The organism is Streptomyces sp. NPDC051987 (assembly GCF_040680735.1).
Lineage (GTDB): Bacteria > Actinomycetota > Actinomycetes > Streptomycetales > Streptomycetaceae > Streptomyces.
The window spans coordinates 24,033-36,031 of the sequence record NZ_JBFAXI010000015.1 but is presented as its reverse complement, the minus strand read 5'-3'; the positions used below and the strand labels follow the sequence as shown (position 1 = coordinate 36,031).

Here is an 11,999-nt window from a genome sequence, read left to right as displayed (position 1 = left end):
TAACCGGTCATGACGAAGATCGTCAACCACTGGATCGGCGGCAAGTCCGTCGACGGCACGTCGGGCACCTACGGTCCGGTCACCGACCCGGCCACCGGCGCGGTCACCACGAAGGTCGCCTTCGCCTCGGTCGACGAGGTGGACGCCGCGGTCGCCGCCGCCAAGGACGCGTATCTGAGCTGGGGCCAGTCGTCGCTGGCCAAGCGCACGGAGATCCTGTTCAAGTTCCGTGCCCTGCTCGACGCCAACCGGGACGCGATCGCCGAGCTGATCACCGCCGAGCACGGCAAGGTGCACTCCGACGCGCTCGGCGAGGTCGCGCGCGGTCTGGAGATCGTGGACCTGGCGTGCGGTATCAGCGTGCAGCTGAAGGGCGAGCTGTCCACACAGGTCGCCAGCCGGGTCGACGTCTCCTCGATCCGCCAGCCGCTCGGCGTCGTCGCGGGCATCACGCCGTTCAACTTCCCGGCGATGGTCCCGATGTGGATGTTCCCGATCGCCATCGCGACCGGCAACACGTTCGTCCTCAAGCCGTCCGAGAAGGACCCCTCGGCCTCGATCAAGCTGGCCGAGCTGCTGGCCGAGGCCGGTCTGCCCGACGGTGTCTTCAACGTCGTGCACGGCGACAAGGTGGCCGTGGACCGGCTCCTTGAGCATCCGGACGTCAAGGCGGTGTCCTTCGTCGGCTCGACGCCGATCGCCCGGTACATCCACACCACCGCCTCCGCCAACCACAAGCGCGTCCAGGCCCTCGGCGGCGCCAAGAACCACATGCTGGTGCTCCCGGACGCCGACCTGGACGCGGCGGCCGACGCGGCCGTCTCCGCGGCCTACGGTTCGGCGGGCGAGCGCTGCATGGCGATCTCCGCCGTGGTCGCCGTGGGCGCGATCGGCGACGAGCTGGTGGCGAAGATCCGCGAGCGCGCCGAGAAGATCAAGATCGGCCCCGGCAACGACCCGACGTCCGAGATGGGCCCGCTCATCACGGCCGTCCACCGCGACAAGGTGGCCTCCTACGTCTCCGGCGCCGCCGCCGAGGGCGCGGAGGTCGTCCTGGACGGCACCGGCTACACGGTCGAGGGCTTCGAGGACGGCCACTGGATCGGCATCTCGCTGCTCGACAAGGTGCCGACCACCGCGAAGGCGTACCAGGACGAGATCTTCGGTCCGGTCCTGTGCGTGCTGCGCGTGGACACCTACGAGGAGGGCGTGGCGCTGATCAACGCCTCCCCCTTCGGCAACGGCACCGCGATCTTCACCCGGGACGGCGGCGCGGCCCGCCGCTTCCAGCTGGAGATCGAGGCCGGCATGGTCGGCGTCAACGTCCCGATCCCGGTCCCCGTCGGCTACCACAGCTTCGGCGGCTGGAAGGACTCCCTCTTCGGCGACCACCACATCTACGGCAACGACGGCACGCACTTCTACACCCGCGGCAAGGTCGTCACCACCCGCTGGCCCGACCCGGCGGACGCCCCTACGGGTGTCGACCTGGGCTTCCCGCGCAACCACTGAGCGTCACCGCTCTACCCCGTCGAGGCCGTCCGGATACCGGACGGCCTCGACTTTTTTCGTCGACTCACCTTCGGTTCCCGTTTCCGTGGGATGAAACGGGTGACTTAAGTCCTTTGCGTTCATGACCTTCAAAAGCAAGGTCGTGCAGCGATCTGTCTTGATGATTGCCTCGCCAATGGGTTCCTCCCTAAGAAAGTGATGCGGCATCGAACCCTTTACGAGTGCGGAATCCGAAGGTAAACAGCCATTGACGCGATGGTTTTCGTCGGGGTTCCATGCAGCGCAGCCCAACCGCCGGAGGCATCCGCACGACCCGATCGGAACCGCCGCATGACCGACACGCTCCGCCCTGTCGAGAACGCCGTCACCGAGGCGTCAGGCAGCCCCAAGACGCTCAAGCGCTCCATCGGAGTGGTAGGCGGCACCCTCCTCACCCTCTCCTGCGTCACCCCGGCCTCCACGCTCTTCGTGGTCGTGCCCGACCTCTTCGGCTCCCTGGGGACCGCCACCGCCCTCACGATCGCCATCGGCTCCCTCCTCTGTATCGCCGTGGCCTTCTGCTACTCCGAGCTGGGCACCCTCATCCCCAGCGCGGGCGGCGAGTACGCGATGGTCTCGACGATGGCGGGCCGTCTCGCCGGCTGGCTGGTCTTCGTCCTCTCCCTCCTCGTCGTGATGATCGTGCCCCCGGTGATCGCGATGGGCACGGCCGACTACCTCGCCCCGATCGTGCACCTGGACCCGGCCGTGACCGGCGCCGGCGTGATGCTCCTCGCGACCCTCGCGGGCCTCCTTGACCTGCGCGCCAACGCCTGGATCACCGGCATCTTCCTGGTCCTGGAGGTCATCGCGGCGGGCCTGGTCGCCGTGCTGGGCTTCTCCCACAGCCACCGGGGCGTGGGCAGCCTCACCTCGATGCAGGTCGCGGACGCGGGCGGTCACACCACGACCGTCACCGCCATGCTCGTCGTCTCCGGCCTCGCCATCGCCCTCTTCGTCACCCAGGGCTTCTCGACGGCGGTCTACCTCTCCGAGGAACTGGAGGACCCGCGCCGCAACGTCGCCCGTACGGTCCTCGCCACCCTCGCGATCTCCACGGTGATCATCCTGGTCCCGGTGGCCGCGATCACCATGGGCGCGAGCGACCTCAAGGCCCTCACCGGTGGCGACATCAGCTCCATGGTCACCGCCTGGTCCAACTCCGCGGTCGGCACCTTCGTCAGCCTCTGCGTGGCCCTCGCGATCATCAACGCGGGCATCGTCATGGTCATCCAGAACTCCCGCGTCCTGTTCGCCTCGGCCCGCGACAAGGCGTGGCCGAACCCGGTCAACAGCGCCCTCTCCCGGCTGGGCCGCTTCGGCTCCCCCTGGGTCGCCACCCTCGCCGTCGGCGTCCCGGGCGCCCTCCTCTGCTTCGTCAACCTCGACACCCTGTACGGCGTGACGGGCGTCTCGGTGACGGGCATGTACCTCCTCGTCGCCGTCGCCGCCCTGCTCTCCCGCCGCGCCCACCACCAGCACACCCCGGCCTGGCGGATGCCGCTCTGGCCCGCGATGCCGATCCTGCTCATCGCCGTCCTCGGCTACATCCTCACCCAGCAGGAGACGACCTACCTCCTCTGGACCGGCGGCATCACCGCCGCCGCCACCCTCTACTGGGCCTTCTACCTCCGCCCCCGCAAGCAGACCCACTGGCTGGTCTCCATCCCGGACGACACCAAGGCGTAAGCGGTCTGCGTGAACGCCGCCGACTTGTGAACGCCGGGTCGGTCGGCCGACCTCAGGGGCGCTGGGGGTACCCCCGGCCGAAGGCTGGGGGAGGAACTGCGCGCCCAGCCCCCACCGGCCCCGCACCCGCCCACCGGCCGCTCCGGCACCGCCGAATTCCGCCGCCGTGGCGGCGGGATCGAGGGGAGCCGTACCGCGGGCGGAGTACGGGTGGACGTCTCTGTACGTCCCGGGGATGGCCCCGGGTTCACCCCACCGTCGGCGTCGGACGTCAGTCCATACCCGTACCGTTGGAGCATGGATCTTCGACCCCCCGGCCCGCGAGCGCTGCTCCGGCGGCCGCGGCGGCTGCTGGCCGCCGCGGCCGCCGTCGTCGTGCTCGGCGCCGCCGGCACGTGGACGGCCGTCGCCTCCGACGCCCCGTCCCCGGTGCACCGCACCGACAAGGTCATGGCCGTGGACGGGGTGCGTCTCGACACCTCGTTCTTCACCGCCGCCGGCACCGGCCGACGCCCCGCGGTCCTCCTCGCCCACGGCTTCGGCGGCAGCAAGGACGACATGCGCGCCGAGGCCGAGGACCTCGCCCGCGACGGCTACGCGGTCCTCACCTGGTCCGCCCGCGGCTTCGGCAGGTCCACCGGGAAGATCGGCCTCAACGACCCCAAGGGCGAGGTGGCCGACGTCTCCCAGCTCATCGACTGGCTGGCGAAACAGCCCCAGGTCCAGCTCGACAAGCCCGGCGACCCGCGCGTCGGCATGGCCGGCGGCTCCTACGGCGGCGCGATCTCCCTCCTCACCGCCGCCTACGACGACCGCGTCGACGCCATCGCCCCCTCCATCACGTACTGGAACCTCGCGGACGCCCTGTTCCCGGACGGCGTCTTCAAGAAGCTGTGGGCCGGCATCTTCTTCAACACCGGCGGCGGATGCGCGAAGTTCGAGCCCGCGCTGTGCGCGATGTACGACCGGGTCGCCGAGTCGGGCAAACCGGACGCGGCGGCCGTCAAGCTCCTTGAGGAACGGTCACCGTCGGCCGTCGGCAGCCGCATCAAGGTGCCGACGCTGCTCTTCCAGGGGCAGACCGACTCGCTCTTCACGCTCGCCCAGTCCGACGCCGCGGCGAAGGCCGTCAAGGCCAACGGCGCCCCCGTCGACGTCGACTGGATCGCCGGCGGCCACGACGGCGGCGACCTGGAGACCAGCCGGGTCGAGGGCCGGGTGACCTCGTGGTTCGACCGGTATCTGAAGGGCGACAAGGCCACCGCCACCGGGCCCGCCTTCCGGATCACCCGCACCGGAGGCGTCGACTCCACCAACGGCACCGCCCAGTTGCGCGGCGCGACCGCCGACAGCTACCCCGGCCTGGAGAGCGACCGGAAGGACATCGCCCTGCACGGCGGCACCCAGCGCGTCGCCAACCCGGCCGGCGCCAGCCCGCCCGGCGTCTCCGCGCTGCCCGGCCTCGGCGGCGCCGGCGGCCTCGCCCAGCTCTCCTCCCTCGGCGTCGGCATCTCCCTGGACTTCCCCGGCCAGTACGCCCGCTTCGACTCGGCCCCGATGACCGCCGCCGTGCAGATCACCGGCACCCCCACGGCCACCGTCCACCTCACCTCCACCAGCGACGACGCCGTCCTCTTCGGCAAGGTGTACGACGTCGGCCCGGACGGCACCCAGCAGGTGCTGCCCGCCCAGCTGGTCGCCCCGGTCCGCGTCGAGGGAGCCAAGGCGGGCAAGGACGTCACGCTCACCCTCCCGGCCATCGACCACGAGGTGCAGAAGGGCCACCGGCTGCGCCTGGTCCTCGCCTCCACCGACCTCGGCTATGCCTCCCCGGCCGCCCCCGCCACCTACACCGTCTCCCTCAAGGGCCCCCTGAGCGTGCCGACGGCACCCCAGGTGGACACGGCCGCCGCCCCGCTGCCCGCCTGGGTGTGGTGGCTGCCGCTGGCCGGCGCGGTGGCCGCTCTGGCCCTGCTGCTCACCGGCCGCCGCCGCACCGCGGGCCCGGCACCGGCCGCCGAACTGGCCGACGTCCCGCTGCAGATAACGGACCTGAGCAAGCGCTACGCGCGCTCGACCGACCGGTACGCGGTCCGGGAGCTCTCCTTCCGCGTCGAGCAGGGCCAGGTCCTCGGCCTCCTCGGCCCCAACGGCGCGGGCAAGACCACCACCCTGCGCATGCTGATGGGCCTGATCAAGCCGGACGGCGGTGAGGTCAGGATCTTCGGCCACGCCGTCCGTCCGGGCGCGCCCGTCCTCTCCCGGGTCGGCGCCTTCGTGGAGGGCGCCGGCTTCCTGCCGCACCTCTCCGGCCGGGAGAACCTGGAACTGTACTGGCAGGCCACCGGGCGTCCCCCCGAGGACGCCCACCTGGACGAGGCCCTGGAGATCGCCGGCCTCGGCGACGCGCTGGCCCGCGCGGTCCGCACGTACTCCCAGGGCATGCGCCAGCGGCTCGCCATCGCCCAGGCCATGCTCGGCCTGCCGGACCTGCTCATCCTCGACGAACCCACCAACGGCCTCGACCCGCCGCAGATCCGCGAGATGCGCGAGGTGATGATCCGCTACGCGGCCGCCGGCCGCACGGTGATCGTCTCCAGCCATCTCCTCGCCGAGGTCGAGCAGTCCTGCACCCACCTGGTGGTGATGGACCGCGGCCGGCTCGTCCAGGCCGGGCCGGTCGCCGAGATCATCGGCTCCGGCGACACCCTCCTCGTCGGCACCGGCACCCCCGTGGCCGAGCCGCTCGTGGAGAAGGTGGCCGCCCTGCCCGGCGTGGCCACCGTGACCAGTACGGACGACGGCCTGCTCGTCCGCCTGGACCCCGGCGGCAGCGCCCCGCAACTGGTCGCCGAACTCGTCCGGCTCGACGTGCCGGTGGCGTCGGTCGGCCCGCACCGCCGTCTGGAAGACGCCTTCCTGACCCTGATCGGAGGTTCCGCGTGAGCCCGCTCACCGAGAACGCCGCGGTCGCCTCCGGCTACCGGGCGGGCCGCACCCTGCCGCTCCGCGTCGAGCTGGTCCGCCAGCTCAAGCGGCGCCGCACCCTGGTGATGGGCGCGATCCTGGCCGTCCTGCCCTTCGTGCTGCTGATCGCGTTCGCCGTCGGCGGCCAGCCGGGCAGGGAGAACGGCCAGGTCACCCTCCTGGACACGGCCACCGCGTCCGGCGCCAACTTCGCCGCGGTCAACCTGTTCGTGTCCGCGGGCTTCCTGCTGGTCATCCCGGTCGCCCTGTTCTGCGGGGACACGGTCGCCTCGGAGGCCGGCTGGTCCTCCCTGCGCTACCTGCTCGCCGCACCGGTGCCGAGGGCCCGCCTGCTCTGGTCCAAGCTGGTCGTCTCGCTCGGCCTCAGCCTGGCCGCGATGATCCTGCTGCCCCTGGTCGCCCTCGCCGTCGGCACCGCCGCCTACGGCTGGGGCCCGCTGCAGATCCCCACCGGCGGCACACTCGACACCACCACCGCCACCCAGCGCCTCCTGGTCGTGGTCGGGTACGTCTTCCTGTCCCAACTGGTCACCGCGGGCCTCGCGTTCTGGCTCTCCACGAAGACCGACGCCCCGCTCGGCGCGGTCGGCGGCGCGGTCGGCCTGACCATCGTCGGCAACGTCCTGGACGCGGTCACCGCCCTCGGGCACTGGCGTGACTTCCTGCCCGCGCACTGGCAGTTCGCCTGGGCGGACGCCGTACAGCCGCACCTGGAGTGGTCCGGCATGATCCAGGGCACCGCGGTCTCCATAACGTACGCCCTGGTGCTGTTCGCCCTGGCCTTCCGGGGTTTCGCCCGCAAGGACATCGTCTCCTAGGTCACCGGACGATCTCCCTCCGGCCTCGGCACCCCTGGTCCGTGGCCGGTTCGAGATCCATCCGCAACGTGCCGGGGCGCACGTTCCTGTCCCCTGCGCCGTCACAGTCGACGACACGTCAGGAAGTCGACTCCGAGCGGCACAGGGGGCACACGCGATGAACCGACACCGGACCCGACGCCAGACCGTGGGGGCACTGCTCGCCCTCACCACCGCGGGCGCCCTGCTCCTGGCAGGCTGCTCGGGCGACGGCGGCAACCGCTACAACGGCCCCGACTACCACCGCGCCCCCGCCCCCTCGCAGGCCCAGGGCGCCGAGACCGCGCCGTCCTCCGACCACCTCTCCACCTTCGCCCTCGACGTCGACACCGCCTCCTACGGCTACGCCCGCCGCACCCTCGCCGACGGCGGCCGCCCCGACCCCGCCACCATCCGGCCCGAGGAATTCGTCAACAGCTTCCGCCAGGACTACCGCACCCCCGAGCACAACGGTTTCACGGTCACCGTCGACGGCGCCCGCACCAGCAGGCCGAACTGGTCGCTGGTCCGCGTCGGCCTGGCCACCAGCCCCGCCGACGACTCCGGCGAACGCCCCCCGGCCGCCCTCACCTTCGTCATCGACGTCTCCGGCTCCATGGGCGAGCCGGGCCGCCTCGACCTCGCCAAGAAGTCCCTGGACACGATGACCGACCGGCTGCGCGACGACGACTCGGTCGCCCTCGTCACCTTCAGCGAACACGCCGAGACCGTGCTGTCGATGACCCGGCTCGGCGGCCACCGCGCCGAGATCCACGACGCGATCGACGGCCTGGACGCCCTCTCCTCCACCAACCTCGGCGAAGGCGTCGAGACCGGCTACGCCACCGCCGTCGCGGGCCGGCGCGCGCACGCCACCAACCGGGTCGTCCTCATCTCCGACGGCCTCGCCAACGACGGCGACACCGATCCGGACACCATCCTCGACCGCGTCGACGGCGCCCGCCGCGAGTACGGCATCACCCTGTTCGGGGTGGGCGTGGGCAGTGACTACGGCGACGCCCTCATGGAACGCCTCGCCGACAAGGGCGACGGCCACACCGTGTACGTCGCCGACACCAAGGCGGCCGCCGACGTCTTCTGCCGCAAACTCCCGGAGAACATCGACCTGGTGGCCCGGGACGCCAAGGCCCAGGTGGCCTTCGACCCGCACACCGTCGCCGAGTTCCACCTGATCGGCTACCGGGACCGCAAGGTCGCCGACCGGGACTTCCGCAACGACCGGGTGGACGGCGGCGAGGTCGGCCCCGGCCACACGGTCACCGCCCTCTACGCCGTCCGCACCAACCCCGGCACCGAGGGCCACCTCGCCACCGCCACCGTCCGCTGGCTGGACCCCGACACCCGCACCCCGCACGAGAACACCGGCGAGATGGAGACCGACGCCCTGCACGACTCGGTGTGGACGGCCTCCCCGCGCTTCCAGGTGACGGCGGTGGCGGCGTACTTCGCGGACGCGCTGGCGGGCGGCGACTACGACATCCCGGGAGCACCGGGCCTGACGAAGCTCGGAGACCGGGCCGAGGGCCTGGCGAGGGCGACCGAGGACAAGGAGGTGGCCGACCTGGCCGCGGCCATCCGGGAAGCGGGTGCCGCAGGCAGCGCCGGCTGAGACGCCCCTTCCCGGAGCCAGGGACGACGGCGCTCCACCGCGGGGCAGCACAGAGCGGCGGGCCACCGGAGGAACCGGTGACCCGCCGCCCGCGGAGCGTGTCGGCTACCGGTTGCCGGCGCCGTTCGCGGAGAGGACCGCGATGTCGTCCACGAGGTGCGACAGCGGCTCGTCGCCCTTGGCCTGGGTGGAGTTCTCGACGCACTGCTGGTTCTGCGGCGCGGAGAGGACCGGGACGTCCTGCAGGGCGCCGACGGCCGCGGCACCGACCAGGCTCTGGATGTTCAGCTTCGCCGGCAGCCCGATGCAGGGCTTGTTCAGGGAACCCTGGACCAGCGACAGCTGCGGGCTCATGTCGCCGAACGTGGCCGAGTTGCCGAACTCCGACTTGGCGCCGTTGCCGCTGGCCGACGTGGTGCCGTTGTCGTTACCGGTGGCCAGGGCCTGAGGGGCGGCCGCGGCGGCGAAACCGGCGACGGTGACGGCGACGGCCGCGGTTGCCCACAGCTTCTTCATGTTGGTTCCCTTTCGAAAGGCGGACTCCGGGGAGGAGCTGCGTGATCATCAACTGCGAAAGTATGCCGGTGGTTGCGGCTTTTGCCCCGATTGGCGTAGTGCGGTCAGATCAGCCGACGAAGGCCTCGCCGGACGGGGGCACACGGGCCGCGCAGCGGACCGGCGGGCCGCCGGGAAGTCGGCGGCCCGCCGGTGAAGGCGCTTCGGACTACCTGTTCTTGACGCCGTTCGCGGACAGGGCCGAGATGTCGTCCAGGATGTGCGACAGCGGCTCGTCGCCCTTGGCCTGGGTGGAGTTCTCGACGCACTGCTGGTTCTGCGGCGCGGACAGGATCGGCACGTCCTGCAGGGCGCCGACGGCCGCGACACCGGCCAGACTCTGGAGGTTCAGCTTCGCCGGCAGCCCGATGCAGGGCTTGTTGAAGGAGCCCTGGATCAGCGCCATCTGGGGGCTCATGTTGCCGTAGGTGGCCGAGTTGCCGAACGACTGGAACGCGCCGTTGCCGCTGGCCGACGTGGTGCCGTGGTCGTTGCCGGTGGCCAGGGCCGGTGCGGCGGCCGCGGCCGAGACTCCGACGACGGAGGCTGCGACAGCGGCGGTGGCCAGAACCTTTTTGATCACTTGTCAATTCCCTTCTGCGGACACCCCGTCCACCGGAGCGTTCTGGTCAACTCCCCGTGCGCCGGTTGGTTGCTCCCCTTCACTCCAATGGCCCACGGCCCGGTAATACCCGGTTTAGGCGGTGGCCCGGTGTTCCCGGGAATTCCGGACGGGCCGTCGGTCCGTTCGGGTGACGTACCGGAGCCCTGCCGCAACCATTCAGGGCGCGGGCGGTTGATGCCGGGCAGGAACGTCCGTCTTGGCGCAAGCCGGGAAAGGAAACTGGAAATGCTGAAGAAGGCAATGGCCGCGGCGGCGGTCGCCGCGTCCGTCGTAGGTGTGTCGGCGGCGGCAGCCCCCCAGGCGCTTGCCACCGGCAACGACCACGGCACCACCTCCGCGAGTGGTAACGGCGCCCACGAGGCGTTCGGCAACGCGGTGACCAAGGGCAACATGAGTCCCCAGGCCACCCTGGTGGGGGGCTCGCTCAACAAGCTCTGTGTCGGCCTGCCCGCGAAGGCGAACGCCCAGAGCATCCTCGGCGCCGTCGCCGCCGTCGGCGCCCTGCAGGACGTGCCCATCCTGTCCGCGCCGCAGAACCAGCAGTGCGCCGAGAACTCCACCCAGGCCAAGGGCGACGAGCCGCTGTCGCACATCGTGGACGACATCGCGGTCCTGTCCGCGAACGGCGTCGCCAACAGGTGACCCCGGTGGTGTGAAGTCCGCTCGGGCGACGGCGTGTGCTCATGCGCCGTCGCCCGAGCGGCTTTCCCGGCAATTCTCTGCCGTCTTTCAGGAGAATCGTTTCCCCGATGTCGCGTCAATTCCGCGGAGGCGATCGAGTGAATTAGCGGGCGGCGCGCGTTCCGTAGTTTCCTCGCCGTCTATTCCTCGTTCTACAGCCTGCCGGTCATGGTGCGAGCCGTCCAGCTGCGCTCGCTCGGTTTCGGCCGTCACACGGGCATGACCGCAGAGAAGGGAAAACTCATGAAGAAGACCGCTGCTGTCGTCGCCGGCGCGATCCTGGCTCTGGGCGGTGCCGTCCCGGCCTTCGCGGACGCCGATGCCCACGGTGCCGCCGTCGCCTCCCCGGGCGTCCTCTCCGGCAACGTGATCCAGATCCCGATCCACGTGCCGGTCAACGTCTGCGGCAACTCGTTCGACGCCGCCGCCGCCGCGTTGAACCCGGCCATCGGCAACACCTGCGTCAACGACTGACTCCACGGACGCAGCGCCTCAGCCCCACCGGCTGGGTCAGGGCCGGCCTCGGACCGGCGATCCTCCGCATCCGCGTTCCGAGGCCGGCTTTCCCACTTCGTCAAGCAGGAAGACAACGAGATTGCGACAGACCCTCAGCAGGGGAATGGTCGCCGCCGCCGCTGCGACGAGCATTCTGTCCCTGTACGGCAGCCCCGCGTTCGCCGACTCGGAGGCGACCGGGATCGGAGGAGGCTCGCCGGGCGTCCTGTCCGGCAACAACGTCCAGGCCCCGGTGAGCGTGCCGGTCAACGTCTGCGGCAACTCGGTCGACGCCGCCGCCGCGTTGAACCCGGCCTTCGGCAACTCCTGTGCCAACCCGTCACATCCGGACCAGCACGTCCGTACCCACGGCTCGCCGTACGGCGGCCTGGCCCATGACGACATGGCCTACGGCGACACCGGCCACCACGATTCCGCCTACGGCGACCTGGACCACCGGGACCTCGGTCACTACGGCGACCTGGGCCGCGGCAACTCCGGTTACGGCGGCCCGGGGTACGGCGTCGACAGCCCGCCCGGCCCCCGCGAGACCCCCGGGCCCTACGGCGAGGTGCCCCCGCCCGGATACGGGCACGAGACCCCGCCCGGGTACGGGCACGAGACCCCGCCCGGGTACGGCGGCGACAACTCTCCTCCGTGCCACGACACTCCGCCGAGTCAGCCCACCCCGCCGGGCCGGACGACCCCGCCAGGTCACTCCACGCCGCCGGAGCACTCGACCCCGCCGCGGCAGACGGCGCCGCCCGTCGGTGGCCACGACCACGGGGTGCCGCCGAGTCTCGCGCACACCGGGACCGGGGCGATGCTCGCGACCTCGGCCGCCAGCGCCGCGCTGATCGCGGGCGGGACGATCCTGTACCGGCGCGGTCGGGCCGCGTCCCGCCGCCCGTAGGCAGGGAGCGGGTGCCGGACGCGATGGCCGCCCGGC

10 protein-coding genes are annotated in these 11,999 nt (G+C 71.5%); 8 read left to right on the top strand and 2 right to left on the bottom strand.

Annotated elements, in window-relative coordinates; translation table 11 throughout:
- Positions 1 to 9: 9 nt before the first annotated feature.
- From mmsA to AB0M11_RS11275, 5 genes are all read left to right on the top strand, one after another.
- Positions 10 to 1,512, top strand: coding sequence for a CoA-acylating methylmalonate-semialdehyde dehydrogenase (gene mmsA / locus AB0M11_RS11295; RefSeq protein ID WP_365703839.1), 1,503 nt, complete (start codon positions 10 to 12; stop codon positions 1,510 to 1,512).
- Positions 1,513 to 1,842: 330 nt separating this feature from the next.
- A complete protein-coding gene (locus AB0M11_RS11290; protein ID WP_365703837.1) occupies positions 1,843 to 3,240 on the top strand; it encodes an APC family permease in 1,398 nt (465 codons plus the stop codon).
- Positions 3,241 to 3,537: 297 nt separating this feature from the next.
- Positions 3,538 to 6,186: a CocE/NonD family hydrolase gene (locus tag AB0M11_RS11285; protein WP_365703835.1), complete on the top strand. Its 2,649-nt coding sequence runs from the start codon at positions 3,538 to 3,540 to the stop codon at positions 6,184 to 6,186.
- Positions 6,183 to 7,046: an ABC transporter permease gene (locus AB0M11_RS11280; protein ID WP_365703833.1), complete on the top strand. Its 864-nt coding sequence runs from the start codon at positions 6,183 to 6,185 to the stop codon at positions 7,044 to 7,046. The genes AB0M11_RS11285 and AB0M11_RS11280 overlap by 4 nt, the downstream gene beginning before the upstream one ends.
- A gap of 157 nt (positions 7,047 to 7,203) precedes the next feature.
- Positions 7,204 to 8,694 carry a von Willebrand factor type A domain-containing protein gene (locus AB0M11_RS11275; RefSeq protein WP_365703831.1) on the top strand — a complete coding sequence of 497 codons (1,491 nt, stop codon included), beginning with the start codon at positions 7,204 to 7,206 and terminating at the stop codon, positions 8,692 to 8,694.
- A 105-nt stretch (positions 8,695 to 8,799) separates the two neighbouring features.
- Here AB0M11_RS11275 and AB0M11_RS11270 read toward each other — a convergent pair whose 3' ends face one another.
- Both AB0M11_RS11270 and AB0M11_RS11265 read right to left on the bottom strand, forming a co-directional pair.
- Positions 8,800 to 9,210 carry a rodlin gene (locus AB0M11_RS11270; protein ID WP_365703829.1) on the bottom strand — a complete coding sequence of 137 codons (411 nt, stop codon included), beginning with the start codon at positions 9,208 to 9,210 and terminating at the stop codon, positions 8,800 to 8,802.
- 208 nt (positions 9,211 to 9,418) lie between these two features.
- Positions 9,419 to 9,832 (bottom strand): rodlin, encoded by a 414-nt coding sequence (locus tag AB0M11_RS11265; protein ID WP_365703827.1) that lies wholly within the window; start codon positions 9,830 to 9,832, stop codon positions 9,419 to 9,421.
- Between the two features lie 267 nt (positions 9,833 to 10,099).
- Here AB0M11_RS11265 and AB0M11_RS11260 point away from each other — a divergent pair, with 267 nt between their 5' ends.
- The 3 genes from AB0M11_RS11260 (at position 10,100) to AB0M11_RS11250 (ending at position 11,963) form a co-directional block, all read left to right on the top strand.
- Complete coding sequence (locus AB0M11_RS11260) at positions 10,100 to 10,516, top strand: rodlin (protein ID WP_365703825.1); 417 nt, start codon at positions 10,100 to 10,102, stop codon at positions 10,514 to 10,516.
- A gap of 258 nt (positions 10,517 to 10,774) precedes the next feature.
- Entirely contained in the window at positions 10,775 to 11,029 is a 255-nt protein-coding gene (locus AB0M11_RS11255) for a chaplin (RefSeq protein WP_365703983.1), read from the top strand.
- A 121-nt stretch (positions 11,030 to 11,150) separates the two neighbouring features.
- A complete protein-coding gene (locus AB0M11_RS11250) occupies positions 11,151 to 11,963 on the top strand; it encodes a chaplin family protein (RefSeq protein ID WP_365703823.1) in 813 nt (270 codons plus the stop codon).
- The last annotated feature ends 36 nt before the right edge of the window (positions 11,964 to 11,999 follow it).